21 protein-coding genes and 1 pseudogene are annotated in these 13,364 nt (G+C 67.7%); 6 read left to right on the top strand and 16 right to left on the bottom strand.

The genetic code is table 11. The features are described 5' to 3' along the window. Window positions 1–4 precede the first annotated feature (4 nt). The 14 genes from rplE to rpsJ form a co-directional block, all read right to left on the bottom strand. The gene (gene rplE, locus QF032_RS23735) at window positions 5–562 is read right to left on the bottom strand and encodes a 50S ribosomal protein L5 (RefSeq protein ID WP_030788262.1); all 558 of its coding nucleotides are present in this window, start codon (window positions 560–562) and stop codon (window positions 5–7) included. Next, on the bottom strand, window positions 562–885 hold the full coding sequence (gene rplX, locus QF032_RS23730; RefSeq protein ID WP_030039760.1) for a 50S ribosomal protein L24: 324 nt from the start codon (window positions 883–885) through the stop codon (window positions 562–564). Before rplX ends, rplE begins: the two co-directional genes overlap by 1 nt. 2 nt (window positions 886–887) lie before the next feature. Beyond that, complete coding sequence (gene rplN, locus QF032_RS23725) at window positions 888–1,256, bottom strand: 50S ribosomal protein L14 (RefSeq protein ID WP_003998823.1); 369 nt, start codon at window positions 1,254–1,256, stop codon at window positions 888–890. Between the two features lie 118 nt (window positions 1,257–1,374). Beyond that, a complete protein-coding gene (gene rpsQ / locus QF032_RS23720) occupies window positions 1,375–1,665 on the bottom strand; it encodes a 30S ribosomal protein S17 (RefSeq protein WP_069770397.1) in 291 nt (96 codons plus the stop codon). Then, the gene (gene rpmC, locus QF032_RS23715; protein ID WP_003998824.1) at window positions 1,665–1,889 is read right to left on the bottom strand and encodes a 50S ribosomal protein L29; all 225 of its coding nucleotides are present in this window, start codon (window positions 1,887–1,889) and stop codon (window positions 1,665–1,667) included. Before rpmC ends, rpsQ begins: the two co-directional genes overlap by 1 nt. After that, window positions 1,889–2,308, bottom strand: a complete 420-nt coding sequence (rplP, locus tag QF032_RS23710; RefSeq protein ID WP_006140905.1) for a 50S ribosomal protein L16 — start codon at window positions 2,306–2,308, stop codon at window positions 1,889–1,891. The genes rpmC and rplP overlap by 1 nt, the downstream gene beginning before the upstream one ends. Window positions 2,309–2,313: 5 nt before the next feature. Continuing rightward, a complete protein-coding gene (gene rpsC / locus QF032_RS23705) occupies window positions 2,314–3,150 on the bottom strand; it encodes a 30S ribosomal protein S3 (protein ID WP_057584676.1) in 837 nt (278 codons plus the stop codon). Further along, a complete protein-coding gene (gene rplV / locus QF032_RS23700) occupies window positions 3,150–3,497 on the bottom strand; it encodes a 50S ribosomal protein L22 (RefSeq protein ID WP_003974262.1) in 348 nt (115 codons plus the stop codon). Before rplV ends, rpsC begins: the two co-directional genes overlap by 1 nt. A gap of 42 nt (window positions 3,498–3,539) precedes the next feature. Then, window positions 3,540–3,821 (bottom strand): 30S ribosomal protein S19, encoded by a 282-nt coding sequence (rpsS, locus tag QF032_RS23695; RefSeq protein ID WP_020132632.1) that lies wholly within the window; start codon window positions 3,819–3,821, stop codon window positions 3,540–3,542. 12 nt (window positions 3,822–3,833) lie between these two features. Beyond that, a complete protein-coding gene (rplB, locus tag QF032_RS23690) occupies window positions 3,834–4,670 on the bottom strand; it encodes a 50S ribosomal protein L2 (protein WP_306949763.1) in 837 nt (278 codons plus the stop codon). 40 nt (window positions 4,671–4,710) lie between these two features. Further along, a complete protein-coding gene (gene rplW / locus QF032_RS23685; protein ID WP_057584678.1) occupies window positions 4,711–5,130 on the bottom strand; it encodes a 50S ribosomal protein L23 in 420 nt (139 codons plus the stop codon). Continuing rightward, window positions 5,130–5,789, bottom strand: coding sequence for a 50S ribosomal protein L4 (gene rplD, locus QF032_RS23680; protein WP_057584679.1), 660 nt, complete (start codon window positions 5,787–5,789; stop codon window positions 5,130–5,132). Before rplD ends, rplW begins: the two co-directional genes overlap by 1 nt. A gap of 8 nt (window positions 5,790–5,797) precedes the next feature. Beyond that, window positions 5,798–6,442 (bottom strand): 50S ribosomal protein L3, encoded by a 645-nt coding sequence (gene rplC, locus QF032_RS23675; RefSeq protein WP_057584680.1) that lies wholly within the window; start codon window positions 6,440–6,442, stop codon window positions 5,798–5,800. Window positions 6,443–6,459: 17 nt separating this feature from the next. Continuing rightward, the gene (gene rpsJ / locus QF032_RS23670) at window positions 6,460–6,768 is read right to left on the bottom strand and encodes a 30S ribosomal protein S10 (RefSeq protein WP_003948644.1); all 309 of its coding nucleotides are present in this window, start codon (window positions 6,766–6,768) and stop codon (window positions 6,460–6,462) included. A 499-nt stretch (window positions 6,769–7,267) separates the two neighbouring features. Here rpsJ and QF032_RS23665 point away from each other — a divergent pair, with 499 nt between their 5' ends. The 6 genes and pseudogenes from QF032_RS23665 to QF032_RS23640 all read left to right on the top strand — a co-directional run. Then, the gene (locus tag QF032_RS23665) at window positions 7,268–7,858 is read left to right on the top strand and encodes a hypothetical protein (RefSeq protein ID WP_307057412.1); all 591 of its coding nucleotides are present in this window, start codon (window positions 7,268–7,270) and stop codon (window positions 7,856–7,858) included. Next, window positions 7,855–8,595 carry a hypothetical protein gene (locus QF032_RS23660; protein WP_307057410.1) on the top strand — a complete coding sequence of 247 codons (741 nt, stop codon included), beginning with the start codon at window positions 7,855–7,857 and terminating at the stop codon, window positions 8,593–8,595. The genes QF032_RS23665 and QF032_RS23660 overlap by 4 nt, the downstream gene beginning before the upstream one ends. After that, entirely contained in the window at window positions 8,595–10,325 is a 1,731-nt protein-coding gene (locus tag QF032_RS23655; protein ID WP_307057408.1) for a putative T7SS-secreted protein, read from the top strand. The genes QF032_RS23660 and QF032_RS23655 overlap by 1 nt, the downstream gene beginning before the upstream one ends. Further along, window positions 10,326–10,622, top strand: a complete 297-nt coding sequence (locus tag QF032_RS23650; RefSeq protein WP_307057407.1) for a YrhB domain-containing protein — start codon at window positions 10,326–10,328, stop codon at window positions 10,620–10,622. 9 nt (window positions 10,623–10,631) lie between these two features. Continuing rightward, entirely contained in the window at window positions 10,632–11,930 is a 1,299-nt protein-coding gene (locus QF032_RS23645) for a YrhB domain-containing protein (protein WP_307057405.1), read from the top strand. A 60-nt stretch (window positions 11,931–11,990) separates the two neighbouring features. After that, a pseudogene (locus QF032_RS23640) lies at window positions 11,991–12,293 on the top strand (ADP-ribosylglycohydrolase family protein); the annotation flags it as partial. Between the two features lie 84 nt (window positions 12,294–12,377). Here the strand turns inward: QF032_RS23640 and QF032_RS23635 are convergent. Continuing rightward, on the bottom strand, window positions 12,378–12,761 hold the full coding sequence (locus QF032_RS23635; protein ID WP_307057403.1) for a hypothetical protein: 384 nt from the start codon (window positions 12,759–12,761) through the stop codon (window positions 12,378–12,380). 150 nt (window positions 12,762–12,911) lie between these two features. After that, complete coding sequence (locus QF032_RS23630) at window positions 12,912–13,331, bottom strand: hypothetical protein (RefSeq protein ID WP_307057401.1); 420 nt, start codon at window positions 13,329–13,331, stop codon at window positions 12,912–12,914. Window positions 13,332–13,364: the final 33 nt, after the last annotated feature.

Here is a 13,364-nt window from a genome sequence, read left to right as displayed (position 1 = left end):
TCGCTCACGCCTCCTTGAAGGGGAAGCCGAGGTGACGAAGGAGCGCACGGCCCTCAGCGTCGTTGGTCGCCGTGGTGACCACGGTGATGTCCATACCCCGGACACGGTCGATCTTGTCCTGGTCGATCTCGTGGAACATGACCTGCTCCGTGAGACCGAAGGTGTAGTTGCCACGGCCGTCGAACTGCTTGGGGGACAGACCACGGAAGTCGCGGATGCGCGGGAGCGCGAGCGACAGGGTGCGGTCCAGGAACTCCCACATGCGGTCGCCACGAAGCGTGACGTGGGCGCCGATCGGCTGACCCTCGCGCAGCTTGAACTGCGCGATGGACTTGCGGGCCTTGGTGACGGCCGGCTTCTGACCGGTGATCGTGGTGAGGTCGCGGATGGCGCCCTCGATCAGCTTGGAGTCGCGGGCGGCGTCGCCCACACCCATGTTGACCACGATCTTGACGAGGCCGGGGATCTGCATGACGTTCTCGTAGGAGAACTCCTCACGCAGCTTGCCCGCGATCTCCTCGCGGTACTTCGTCTTCAGACGCGGAGTGGTGGTGGTAGCCATCAGATGTCCTCACCCGTCCGCTTGGCAACGCGGATCTTGTTGCCCTCGTCGTCGAAGCGGTAACCGACGCGCGTGACGACCTTGTTGCCGTCCTTCTCCACGACCAGCTGAACGTTGGACACGTGGATCGGGGCCTCGGTGGTCACGATGCCGCCGGCCTGCGAGCCCTTGGCGGTCGGACCGGCCTTCGTGTGCTTCTTGACCCGGTTGACACCCTCGACCAGGACACGGTCCTCACGGGGGAAGGCCGCGATGACCTTGCCCTGCTTGCCCTTGTCCTTACCGGTGATGACCTGGACCAGGTCGCCCTTCTTGATCTTCATGCTTACAGCACCTCCGGAGCCAGCGAGATGATCTTCATGAACTTCTTCTCGCGCAGCTCGCGCCCGACCGGGCCGAAGATGCGGGTGCCGCGAGGGTCGCCGTCGTTCTTCAGAATGACGGCGGCGTTCTCGTCGAAGCGGATGTACGAGCCGTCCGGACGGCGGCGCTCCTTGACGGTGCGAACGATGACCGCCTTGACGACGTCACCCTTCTTCACGTTGCCACCGGGGATCGCGTCCTTGACGGTGGCGACGATGACGTCACCGATGCCCGCGTAGCGGCGACCGGAGCCACCGAGCACACGGATGCAAAGGATTTCCTTCGCACCAGTGTTGTCGGCGACACGCAGTCGCGACTCCTGCTGGATCACGTCTATCTCCTGTTTGTCTGCCGGTTCCCGGCAGGGGCCGCCTCGTCACGAGGTGAGCCCCTGCCGAGCCTGGCGGAACTGTCCTGCGGGGCCCCTATGTGTTAGGGCCGCAGGAGAATTACTTGGCCTTCTCGAGGATCTCGACGACGCGCCAGCGCTTCGTCGCGGACAGCGGCCGGGTCTCCGCGAGGAGGACACGGTCGCCGACGCCCGCGGCGTTCTGCTCGTCGTGAGCCTTGAGCTTGTTCGTACGGCGGATGACCTTGCCGTACAGCGCGTGCTTCACACGGTCCTCGACGGCGACGACGACGGTCTTGTCCATCTTGTCGCTGACGACCAGACCCTCGCGGGTCTTGCGGAAGCCACGGGCCTCGGTCGTGGTGTTCTCAGTCACGTTGCTCTCGCTCATCAGGCGCTCTCCACCGTCTCGATGCCCAGCTCGCGCTCACGCATCAGGGTGTAGATCCGCGCGATGTCCTTACGGACGGCCTTGAGCCGACCGTGGTTCTCGAGCTGACCCGTCGCCGCCTGGAAGCGGAGGTTGAACAGCTCTTCCTTGGCTTCGCGGAGCTTCGCCAGAAGCTCCTCGTCACCCAGTTCGCGCAGCTCGGACGCCTTGGTACCGGCCGACATCACGCTTCACCTGCCTCGCGCTTGACGATCCGGCACTTCATCGGCAGCTTGTGGGCTGCGCGAGTGAGGGCCTCACGGGCGATCTTCTCGTTGGGGTAGGACAGCTCGAACATGACCCGTCCCGGGTGCACGTTCGCGATCCACCACTCGGGAGAACCCTTACCGGAACCCATGCGGGTCTCGGCAGGCTTCTTCGTGAGCGGGCGGTCCGGGTAGATGTTGATCCAGACCTTGCCGCCACGCTTGATGTGGCGGGTCATCGCGATACGGGCCGCCTCGATCTGGCGGTTGGTCACGTACGCCGGCGTGAGGGCCTGAATGCCGTACTCGCCGAACGAGACCGTCGTACCGCCCTTGGCCTGACCACGGCGCTTCGGGTGGTGCTGCTTGCGGTGCTTGACCCTACGGGGGATCAGCATGTCGGTCAGGCCTCCGTTCCGGTGCTCTCAGCCGGAGCGGCAGCCGCCGGAGCCTCGGCCTTGGGGGCCTCGGCAGCGGGAGCCTGCTGCGGCTTACGACCGCGACCGCCACGCTCGCCGCCACGGCCACCACGGGCCGGGCGGTCGGCGCCGCCGCCGCCACGGGCCGGGCGGTTGCCGGCGCGGGCTGCGGCGTTCTCGGCGCGGACCTCGGCGATGTTCTTGACGTCGCCCTTGTAGATCCAGACCTTCACGCCGATGCGGCCGAAGGTCGTCTTGGCCTCGAAGAAGCCGTAGTCCACGTTCGCGCGGAGCGTGTGCAGGGGCACGCGGCCCTCGCGGTAGAACTCCGAGCGGGACATCTCGGCGCCGCCGAGGCGGCCACCGCACTGGATCTTGATGCCCTTGGCGCCCGCCTTCATCGCCGACTGCATGCTCTTACGCATGGCGCGACGGAAGGAGACGCGGGAGGAGAGCTGCTCGGCGACGGCCTGGGCCACCAGCTGAGCGTCGACCTCGGGGTTCTTCACCTCGAGGATGTTCAGCTGGACCTGCTTCTTGGTCAGCTTCTCCAGGTCGCCGCGGATACGGTCGGCCTCGGCGCCGCGGCGGCCGATGACGATGCCCGGACGCGCGGTGTGGATGTCGACGCGGACGCGGTCACGGGTGCGCTCGATCTCCACCTTCGAGATACCGGCGCGCTCCATGCCGGACGTCATCATCCGACGGATGGCGACGTCCTCGCCGACGTATTCCTTGTACGACTTGTCGGCGTACCAGCGGGACTTGAAGTCCGTGGTGATGCCGAGCCGGAACCCATGCGGGTTAACCTTCTGGCCCATTACCGGGTCCCTTCCTTGCTGCTGACGACCACGGTGATGTGGCTGGTCCGCTTGCGGATCCGGTAGGCGCGGCCCTGGGCACGCGGACGGAACCGCTTCAGGGTCGGGCCCTCGTCGACGTACGCCTCGGAGATGAAGAGGCTGTCGGCGTCAGTGTGGTCGTAGTTGTGCGCGGCGTTGGCGATGGCGCTGTCCAGCACCTTGCCGACCGGCACGCTCGCGGCCTGCGGGGCGAAACGCAGGACCGCCTGAGCCTCCGTGGCGTCCATGCCACGGATAAGGTCCACCACCCGGCGGGCCTTCATGGGCGTGACGCGGATGTACCGCGCCTGGGCCCTGGCTTCCATGGTTGTCCTTCCAGTGTCTGTCATGGTCATTCCACCCCGCTGTTAGCGGCGCTTCGACTTCCGGTCGTCCTTGACGTGACCCCGGAAGGTGCGCGTCGGCGAGAACTCGCCGAGCTTGTGGCCGACCATCGACTCGGTGACAAACACCGGAATGTGGGTCTTGCCGTTGTGCACCGCGATCGTGTGACCCAGCATGGCCGGGATGATCATCGAGCGACGGGACCAGGTCTTGATGACGTTCTTGGAACCGGCTTCGTTCTGGGCGTCCACCTTCTTTACGAGGTGTCCGTCGACGAAGGGCCCCTTCTTGAGACTGCGCGGCATCTAAACCCGCTCCTAGCGCTTCTTGTTCGTCTTGCGGCGGCGGACGATGTACTTGTTCGAAGCCTTCTTCGGCGAACGAGTACGACCCTCCTTCTGACCCCAGGGGCTGACCGGGTGGCGACCACCGGAGGTCTTGCCCTCACCACCACCGTGGGGGTGGTCAACCGGGTTCATCGCCACACCGCGAACGGTCGGGCGGACGCCCAGCCAGCGCTTGCGGCCGGCCTTGCCCCAGTTGATGTTGCTCTGCTCGGCGTTGCCGACCTCGCCGACCGTGGCGCGGCAGCGCTGGTCGACCAGGCGGATCTCACCGGACGGCATGCGGAGGTGGGCCATGGTGCCCTCCTTCGCGAGCAGCTGCACGGAGGCACCGGCGGAGCGGGCGAACTTGGCGCCGCCACCCGGACGGATCTCGATCGCGTGGAGCGTGGTACCGACCGGGATGTTGCGGATCGCCAGGTTGTTGCCCGGCTTGATGTCGGCCCCGGGACCGTTCTCGACGCGGTCACCCTGCTGCAGGTTGCGCGGGGCGAGGATGTAGCGCTTCTCGCCGTCGGCGTAGTGCAGCAGCGCGATGCGCGCGGTGCGGTTGGGGTCGTACTCGATGTGCGCGACCTTCGCCGGCACGCCGTCCTTGTCGTGACGACGGAAGTCGATCACTCGGTAGGCGCGCTTGTGTCCGCCACCCTGGTGGCGAACGGTCACACGACCGGCGTTGTTACGGCCGCCCTTGCTGTGCAGCGGGCGGACCAGCGACTTCTCCGGCGTGGACCGCGTGACCTCGACGAAGTCGGCGACGCTGGAGCCACGACGGCCCGGCGTAGTCGGCTTGTACTTGCGGATTCCCATTATTCAGTCCTCGTCCGATATCGGACGATCCGGACCGCCCTCAGGCGGTCGGACCGCCGAAGATGTCGATACGGTCGCCCTCGGCAAGGGTCACGATCGCGCGCTTCGTGCCGGCACGCTGACCGAAACCGGTCTTGGTGCGCTTGCGCTTACCGATGCGGTTGATCGTGTTGACCCCGGTGACCTTGACCGAGAAGACCGCCTGGACGGCCTGCTTGATCTGGGTCTTGTTGGCGTTCGGGTCGACGATGAACGTGTACTTGTTCTCGTCGAGGAGCGCGTAGCTCTTCTCCGACACGACCGGCTTCAGCAGCACGTCACGGGGGTCCGTGTACGCCTTGCTGGGCGCGGTGACGACGGTGTTCTTGCCCTCGGCCTCGTGACGCTTCGCCTTGGCGACGCGGGCGGCCTTGGCGGCCTTGGCCGCCTTGGAGGCGATGCTCGGGTGACGCGTAGCCATCAGGCGTCACTCCCTTCGGTGTCGTTGGCCTTGTTCGGGCCGGACACGAAGGACTCAAGAGCGGCCTGGGTGAAGACCACGTCGTCCGAGACGATCACGTCGTACGTGTTCAGCTGGCCCGGCTCCAGGATGTGCACCTGGGGCAGGTTGCGGGCGGACAGCCACGCGGCCTCGTCGGCGCGGTCGACGACCAGGAGCAGGTTCTTGCGCTCCGAGATCTTGCCGAACAGCGTGCGAGCGGCCTTGGTGGAGGGAGCCTCGCCCTCGATCACGCCGGTGACGACGTGAATGCGGTTGTGGCGGGCCCGGTCGGTGAGGGCGTGACGCAGAGCGGCAGCCTTCATCTTCTTCGGGGTCCGCTGCGAGTAGTCACGCGGCTGCGGGCCGTGGACGACGCCACCGCCGGCGAACTGCGGCGCGCGGGTCGAGCCCTGGCGCGCGCGGCCGGTGCCCTTCTGACGGTAAGGCTTCTTACCGCCACCGCGAACCTCGCCGCGGGTCTTGGTCTTGTGCGTGCCCTGACGGGCAGCCGCGTTCTGCGCGACGACGACCTGGTGGATCAGCGGGATGCTGACCTTCTCCACGCCGAAGATCTCCGCGGGGAGCTCGACGCTACCGGTCTTCTCGCCTGCAGGCGAAAGGATGTCAACAGTGCTCATCGGTTACCTCAGGCCCCCTTGGCCGCGGTGCGGACCAGGACGAGGCCGCCGTTCGGACCGGGGACAGCGCCCTTGATGAGCAGCAGACCCTTCTCCGCGTCAACGGCGTGGACGGTCAGGTTCTGGGTGGTGACACGCTCGTTGCCCATGCGACCCGCCATGCGGAGGCCCTTGAACACGCGGCCCGGGGTGGCGCAGCCACCGATGGAACCGGGCGAGCGGTGCTTGCGCTGGGTGCCGTGTCCGGCGCCGAGGCCCTTGAAGTTGTGACGCTTCATGACACCGGCGAAGCCCTTGCCCTTGCTCTTGCCGGTCACGTCGACCTTCACGCCGGCCTCGAACACCTCAGCGGTGATCTCCTGGCCCAGCGTGTACTCGGAGGCGTCCGCGGTGCGGATCTCGACGAGGTGGCGACGGGGAGTGACGTCGGCCTTGGCGAAGTGACCCTTGAGGGGCTTGTTCACCTTGCGCGGGTCGATCTCGCCGAAGGCGATCTGGACGGACTCGTAGCCGTCGCTGTCGTTCGTACGGACCTGGGTGACGACGTTGGGGCTGGCCTTGACGACGGTGACCGGAACAACGCGGTTGTTCTCGTCCCACACCTGCGTCATGCCGAGCTTCTCGCCCAGGATGCCCTTGATCTGCTTGGTCATATCTCAGATCACCGGCCTCAGAGCTTGATCTCGATGTCGACACCGGCCGGGAGGTCGAGTCGCATCAGAGAGTCAACGGTCTTGGGGGTCGGGTCGAGAATGTCGATCAGGCGCTTGTGCGTGCGCATCTCGAAGTGCTCGCGCGAGTCCTTGTACTTGTGCGGCGACTTGATGACGCAGTACACGTTCTTCTCAGTGGGCAGCGGCACCGGGCCCGCGACCGACGCACCAGTGCGGGTCACCGTCTCGACGATCTTCTTCGCCGAGGAGTCGATGACCTCGTGGTCGTAGGCCTTGAGCCGGATGCGGATCTTCTGTCCCGCCATGGCTACTCAGTAGTCCTGTCTCTTTGTCCGCTCCGGAACCCGATGTTCCATTTCACCTTCTCCTCCGACCCACGCGGTCGGGCGTGTCGCTCTCCCGCTGACACAGATGTCCCTTGTTCGAACATCCCTGCGGAATGCACACGGCCCTACCGGAACCGCAAGCCGGGGGCGGAAGGCCCACCGGGCGCCTGGCCGGTGCCGCACTGCACTTCCCGAAAGATTCCCGTACGTCCGCCCCAGCGCTGCCATCAGGCAGTTAGGGCGACGAGTACTGTGGGACTCGCTTCCGGTCCTCCCGGCGGGAGGCGCACAGCATCAACACTCGACCGAGCAACTCCGACAGTCTGCCATATGGGGCACGCCCTCCGCCAATCGGGCCGGAGACAATACCCCGGACGTGACGCAGGTCAAACGCAGGGTGTGGAGAGTGTGTGCGAGCCGGGTGCCCGCGCGCCCCCGGAACGACCTCCGGTGACAGGTCCTCGCCATAATCGTCGGCATGTCTGAGTACGGGGGCAAGGCGAGCGGACCGCCCCAGAACAGTGTTCCCAGGTCACGTCTCGAGGACTACGCGGAGATGACGGCCCCGCCGCGGGAGCCGTCCGAGGGGCGGCCGAGGCCGCCGGCACCGGAACCAGCGGCAGCACCCGCGCCGCCGGACGTGGCCGCACCATCGCCGGCGCCGACTGCGGACGGCCCGGAGGCCGAGGCCCGGCGGCGATGGTTCACCGACCTGCTGGAGGAGTTCCGGCAGACCGCGGTACTGGTCCCGCTCGGCGACGGACCCGGCCCCGACAGCGAACGGGGCCTGCTCACCGCGGACCTGAACGGCGTCCGGTTCATCCTGGCCTTCTCCGACGAGCAGGCACTGTCCCGGTACGCCCTGGCCCGGGGCGAGTACCACCGCGAGTGGGCTTACCAGACGATCCTCGGCGCACGGCTGCTCGATGTGGCCGTGCCTGCGGCGGGCGTGCCCTGCGGGGTGGCGCTGGACTGCGCGGACGGCCCGGACGGCGCGGTGTTCCCGCCGGTCAGGGGCGTCGTACCGGACGAGGTGGCCGTGGATCGTGAGCAGGGGGGCGCCTGGTGAGCGGCGGTGAGGAGCAGCTGATCGGCGGCGGCGTGCCGGCGGACGGCGCATGGGTGCCCGTGAACGGCGGCGCGCCCATGAGCGGGGCCGCCGAGCCGGACCTCAAGGCGGTCGGCCTGGATCTGATAGCCAAGGGGCTGACCGAGGCACTGGGCGAACTCAAGGAGCTCGGCATGGTCGGCATGGCCGGCGCCGGGCGCGGCTTCGGCGACATCTCCCTGTCGGGGCTGGAGCTGGGCCACGACGGGCTGACCGAGACGTTCGGCTCGTTCTGCGAGCGCTGGGAGTGGGGCGTGCGCTCCCTGATCAACGAGGGCAACGGTTTCGCCGTCAAGACGGGACTCGCGGCCGGCACCCTCCACGAGACCGAGGAATACGTCGGGGGCACGTTCAAGGTGGTCACCAACTCCCTCATCGGCAATCCGTACGCCTCCGAGGACGAGGTCACCCGGATGGGCTGGGGCGACATCGCCACCTCCGGCGTCTTCAGCGGCGACGTCGACTACAGCCAGGAGTCCTTCGACCGGGCCAGCGAGAACATCAAGCAGGGCTGGAAGGACGCCGGCCGCGATGTGATGACCTCGCGGACCGTCGGACCCCTCGGCCTCAATCCCGAGAACCTGCACGACACGTTCGGGGTCTCGGACGCCGAGTACGACAAGATGCTGGACGACACCTTCGGCCCCTCGCCCGAGGCTCGCGCCCAGGCGGCCCAGCAGCAGGGTGGGGAGGGCTGATGGGGATCGTCGACGACATCAAGGGCGGTCTGAACAGCGGGCTGGAGTACGGCGAGAAACTCGTCGACGAGGGCAAGAAGAAGCTCGGCGAGGGCATCGACTACGCCACCGACAAGGTCGGCGACGGCCTCGACCACGTGGGCCTGCACAGCGCCGCCGACGCGGTGGAGGACTTCGGCGACGAACTCGCCTCCGACCTCGGCGCCACCCCCGGGGAACAGCAGCTCGGCCAGACCGAACAGGCCGACGAGCTCGTCCACGGCAGCCCCGCGAAGATCCGGGCGAGCGCCAAACACCTCAAGGACTTCCAGGCCGCGTTCGACAAAGTCGGCACCGGGATGAAGAAGGTCGACTCGGCCGGCTGGAAGGGGGTGGGCGGCGACGTCTTCCGCGAGAAGTTCGGCGTGCATCCCATGAAGTGGCTGTACGCGGCCGATGCCTGTGAGGCGGCGGGCGTGGCTCTGGACGCCTACGCGGACACGGTCGAGTGGGCTCAGCGGCAGGCCCAGGAGGCCGTCGAGCAGTACAAGAAGGGCAAGAAGGCCTCCGTGGACGCCGTGGAGGCGTACAACAAGAAGGTCGACGCCTACAACGCCAAGATCAAGGCCGACCAGGATCCGGGGCCGCAGCCCGAGCCGTTCCACGATCCGGGCATCGAGGGGATGAGGGCAGCGCGCGCCAGGCTCGCTCAGGCCCGCAAGCAACGCAACCTCGTCGCCGGTGAGGCGCAGACCCAGGTCAAGGCGGCGCTCGCGCACGCCCCCGCCGAACCACCGCCGCTGGACCGGTTCGGCAGCGACCTGATCGACGGCTATCAGGCCGTCAACACCGAGCTCACCCATGTCATCGGCGGCGCCCTCAAGGGCACGGCGGGGTTGCTGAACTTCGTGCGCGGACTGAACCCCACTGATCCGTACAACCTCATGCATCCGGCCGAGTACATCCAGAACGTCAACATGACGCTGGCCGGACTCGTCTCCACCGCCGCCCACCCCGAACGCGTCGTCCAGGCGACGGTGGACGGCTTCAGGAAGGACCCTTCCGAATTCACCGGCAGACTCCTGCCCGAACTGCTCGGGACGAAGGGCGCGGGACTGGCCCGCGGCGGGCTGCGGCTGGGGATGAAAGAAGGTCTGGAGAGCGGCGCGGCCCAGGGCCTCAAATACGGGGACGAACTCGTCGCCGGGCAGAAAACGGCTGAGGCGGCCGCTAATGCCCCCAAGGACTGGAGTGGTCTCGCCCGCAGCACGGATCACGTGTCGGAGAGGGCCATTCATGCCGACTCGGTGGATCCGAAGGTGGCCCAGGAATTCCTCGACGACCAGTATCCGTGGCTGAAGGACATCAACAACCGCTGGGAGGACGGGTACACGCAGAACTGCGCGCACACCACGGTCTCGACCGCGCGCCGGATCGAGGACATCGAGGTCAGCGCGGCGCCTCGGCCGGGCCCCGGACACCTTCCGTTGGAGCCGTTCAAGGTCCTGGACGAGACCCAGCCCTGGCGGAAGGCCGACAGCTACGATGATCTCATTCGCGACCTACAGGCTCGCGGCGACGGGGCGAAGAGTGCCGTCTTCATCGGCCGAGGAAATTCGGGCCACTTCTTCAACGCGGTGAACACCGACCACGGAGTGGTCTTCCTCGACGGGCAGACCGGAAAGCTCGCCACCCTGGAGAAGAACGTGGTGGAAATCCAGCACGTCCCCTACGAGAAGGTAGTCAAGTAGATGCCGAGCAGAGACGAGGCGTTGGATTCCGCGGCCGCGCTTCTCAGGGCGGTCTATCCCGAGAAGACGGAATCGCTGGTCATGCTTCCGGAGAAGTCCGTCGAATACCCCTACGGATGGGCGGTCGCCTTCGACTGGAAAGAGCACATCGAGACCGGGGACTGGCTGCTGTCGCCGATCACCAGCGTGGTCGTCGTGCCGCACGACGGAGGAAGGGCCCACTTCCCGCCGAGCGCCTTTCCGGTGGACGACTACATGTCCCGACGCGCCTCGGGCAACTGGCCCCCCAAGGAGTAGGCAGCCGTGATGAGCCCTGACACCCGAGCGGCCGCGTGGCTGACCGAAACATACCGGGGTCTGGTCGAACTCTCCGTTCCGCAACCGGTGCACGAGACTCCCACCGCGTGGATGTTCTCCTGCCGGACCCTGACCCAGCCGGGCTACCCCGCCACGCCCATGCTCGCGGCCTCCGTCGTCGTCCCGAAGGACGGCAGCCCGGTCTTCCACCCGTCGGCCAGCGACCCCCTCGGGGACATGGACGCGGTCGACCCCCGGCAGGCGGCGCGCAGGGTCACCGACCAGGCACGCAGGATCAACGCGCGCGGCTGTCTGGTGGCCGTGCACTCCGCTGTCGAGCGTGCCCCGTCGGTCCCGTTGCCCTGGCAGCCCTCCGACGAGGCGCCCGGCTGGTGGTCCAGGCTGACCCGGCGCTACTTCCCGTCATTCCAGCGGGTTCCCGTGCGCGGCTGGGACGACGTGATCGGCGCCATGAGCGAGCCGGGTCCCGACACGCGGGGCGTGGTCTGGGTCCGCCGCGCGATCGGCGGCGCCGAGGCGTCCGGGAACCTCCTCTACGCACACAACAACAACGGCCAGGTGGTCCTGCTGGACGGCCTGACCTCGTCCCTCGCCAGACTCGACAGAGCGGACCTGGTGCACGAGCTGGTCCTCCTGCGCTCCCTGCCCGCGACGCGGGAGGCCCCGCCGCAGGCGTGGGAGCGGGAGGCGCACGACTTCGCCTCCGCGGCAGCCAAGGCCCGGCTGTGGCTCGACGACGCGTACCACGGACAGGTCGACCTGGTGGCGCCGACGGCCGAGGACGAGATCCGGCGGGGCTGGGTCTTCTCCTGCAACACCAGGCGGTTCCTGGACGGCGGACGCTGGCAGGACGCCATGCTCGACGCGACGGTCGTCGTCCCCAAGGACAACGGCGCCCCGTTCGGCCTGCCCAACGCGGAGCCCTGGGCCTGGCTGGCGCGCTGGAACGCCGGCGAGAACCCGGGTCCGAAAGGCTTCCCCCCACCGCCCCCGCCCGGCCGCGCCAGCTGGTTCGAGCCGACGCTCGCGGAGCTGGGCACCGTCCTGTCCACGTCCGAGCACGTCGACTGGCAGACCGCGGCGGACGCCTTGTCGGCCCTGGCCGCCGGCGCGCGGGCGCTGGTCTGGGTACGGCGGACGGACGGCCGGTCGCGAGAAGCGGTGGGGTGGCTGCTGAACGCCGTCGTGACGGAGGAGGGCGTGATGCTGCTCGACGGTTCGTCCGACGCCCCCCTGTCACTGGACCCGGCAGGAGTCCACCGCCTGCACGTGATCCGCTACCGCTGAAACACCGGAAGCCACGCCGGCCCTGGGCCTGCCCGCACGAGCGGAGAAGGGAATCCTGCCCTGGACACCGTCGAGGCGGCGCTGCGCGCCCCGGATCCTGAGCGGGACCCGTGCGCGGCGGTCGGCGCGGGCTGGATCGCCGAGGAAGCGCTCGCAGCGGGCCTGTACTGCTTCCTTCTCTTTCCCGAAGAGCCGGTGACCGCGGTGCGCCGGGCGGCGTGGTCGTCGGGCGACTCGGACTCGATCGCGGCGCTGGCGGGGGCGTTCGCCGGGGCTTCGATGGGGGCGTCCGCCTGGCCGGGAGCCTGGTCCCGCGGCGTCGAGCACCGTGAGCGGATCCGCATGATGGTCGCCCCCTGGGACACGGGCCTGACCTCGCGCGGCTCGCGTGATTCCGGTGGCGCCCGTGGTGGCCGTGTTCGTGGCCGTGGCTGAGGCGCCCCCGGCCTACGCCTCGGGCGGCATCGTGAAACTCGCGGGGAGCCCTCCGCCGGCCTTGCAAACGAGCAGGCCGGCAAGGGCTCGGCTCGACTCGTACGCGACACCAAGCGTGTCCTGCCGAGCCGCGTCCTCGGCTTCGGACGTTTCGTACCTGCTACGGACTTCACCCCGCAGGAGGATGGTCGCTCCGGCACCCGCGGAGAACTTGTCGCTGGTGCACTCGAAATAGAGCACGCCCACCTTGACACCGGCGAGGGCGGCCTTGCCCATGCGGTATTCCTTGAAGATCGAGGCGGCCTTTCCCTTTCCCGGAGGATCCTCAGCCAGGGAGAAGCGGATGCGCACCGAGTCGAGCCCCGAAGATCCCTTGTACGCCCCGCAGAAATCCACGTGCGGAGCGCACCCTGCCGAGTCCTGCCATCGCACCGGCGCGCATCACACCTCGGGCGGCATGCTGAAGCTGCTCGGCAGGCCGGGCGTTCGACTGACAACGAGCCAGCGCGACAATCGCCGCCGCCACCATGACTCGCACTCGCGGGCTCATTCGGACCGGTAACAGGAAGATTCAACCGTCACCTCGATGAGCGAAGGGTCATCACCGTACTTTCGCTCATCAAGCAAGCGCAGATCGACCGCAAATTCCTTGCCTTTGGACTCGGCGACGATTTGCGGGCTCTTGGCCACGCTTCCGTCGACTCCAGCCATAACTATTGCCCAGCCCTTCTCGGGCAGCCCTGCTCGCAGGCGGTCCATGGATTTCTCCACCTCTGCCACGGGAACCTGATAGACGCTCCATGGATGGCGAGCGCGGTAGACCTTTTCGCTGGAGTCATAGTTCGCGCACGGAGAAGTCATGGCTCCGGCGTCATCGACCTTTCCCTTCAGCGCCATGATCTCAAGGATTCGGCTGGACGTCTGCTCGACCTCCGCCTTGACCGCATCAATGTCACGCACCTCCATTTCAGGCTCCTCACTCTCCCGCGAGCACGCGGC

The sequence above is a fragment of the Streptomyces achromogenes genome, from assembly GCF_030816715.1.
GTDB classification, from domain to species: domain Bacteria; phylum Actinomycetota; class Actinomycetes; order Streptomycetales; family Streptomycetaceae; genus Streptomyces; species Streptomyces achromogenes_A.
The sequence above is the reverse complement of the archived record's forward strand: the minus strand, read 5'-3'. Positions and strand labels throughout refer to the sequence as shown.

Excerpts from the sequence above, each read along its gene's own strand:
- rplE (WP_030788262.1), bottom strand. The coding sequence starts at position 562 with ATGGCTACCACCACCACTCCGCGTCTGAAGACGAAGTACCGCGAGGAG.
- rplX (WP_030039760.1), bottom strand. The coding sequence starts at position 885 with ATGAAGATCAAGAAGGGCGACCTGGTCCAGGTCATCACCGGTAAGGAC.
- rpsQ (WP_069770397.1), bottom strand. The coding sequence starts at position 1,665 with ATGAGCGAGAGCAACGTGACTGAGAACACCACGACCGAGGCCCGTGGC.
- rpmC (WP_003998824.1), bottom strand. The coding sequence starts at position 1,889 with ATGTCGGCCGGTACCAAGGCGTCCGAGCTGCGCGAACTGGGTGACGAG.
- rplP (WP_006140905.1), bottom strand. The coding sequence starts at position 2,308 with ATGCTGATCCCCCGTAGGGTCAAGCACCGCAAGCAGCACCACCCGAAG.
- rpsC (WP_057584676.1), bottom strand. The coding sequence starts at position 3,150 with ATGGGCCAGAAGGTTAACCCGCATGGGTTCCGGCTCGGCATCACCACG.
- rplV (WP_003974262.1), bottom strand. The coding sequence starts at position 3,497 with ATGGAAGCCAGGGCCCAGGCGCGGTACATCCGCGTCACGCCCATGAAG.
- rpsS (WP_020132632.1), bottom strand. The coding sequence starts at position 3,821 with ATGCCGCGCAGTCTCAAGAAGGGGCCCTTCGTCGACGGACACCTCGTA.
- rplB (WP_306949763.1), bottom strand. The coding sequence starts at position 4,670 with ATGGGAATCCGCAAGTACAAGCCGACTACGCCGGGCCGTCGTGGCTCC.
- rplW (WP_057584678.1), bottom strand. The coding sequence starts at position 5,130 with ATGGCTACGCGTCACCCGAGCATCGCCTCCAAGGCGGCCAAGGCCGCC.
- rplD (WP_057584679.1), bottom strand. The coding sequence starts at position 5,789 with ATGAGCACTGTTGACATCCTTTCGCCTGCAGGCGAGAAGACCGGTAGC.
- rplC (WP_057584680.1), bottom strand. The coding sequence starts at position 6,442 with ATGACCAAGCAGATCAAGGGCATCCTGGGCGAGAAGCTCGGCATGACG.
- rpsJ (WP_003948644.1), bottom strand. The coding sequence starts at position 6,768 with ATGGCGGGACAGAAGATCCGCATCCGGCTCAAGGCCTACGACCACGAG.
- QF032_RS23665 (WP_307057412.1), top strand. The coding sequence starts at position 7,268 with ATGTCTGAGTACGGGGGCAAGGCGAGCGGACCGCCCCAGAACAGTGTT.
- QF032_RS23655 (WP_307057408.1), top strand. The coding sequence starts at position 8,595 with ATGGGGATCGTCGACGACATCAAGGGCGGTCTGAACAGCGGGCTGGAG.
- QF032_RS23650 (WP_307057407.1), top strand. The coding sequence starts at position 10,326 with ATGCCGAGCAGAGACGAGGCGTTGGATTCCGCGGCCGCGCTTCTCAGG.
- QF032_RS23645 (WP_307057405.1), top strand. The coding sequence starts at position 10,632 with ATGAGCCCTGACACCCGAGCGGCCGCGTGGCTGACCGAAACATACCGG.
- QF032_RS23630 (WP_307057401.1), bottom strand. The coding sequence starts at position 13,331 with ATGGAGGTGCGTGACATTGATGCGGTCAAGGCGGAGGTCGAGCAGACG.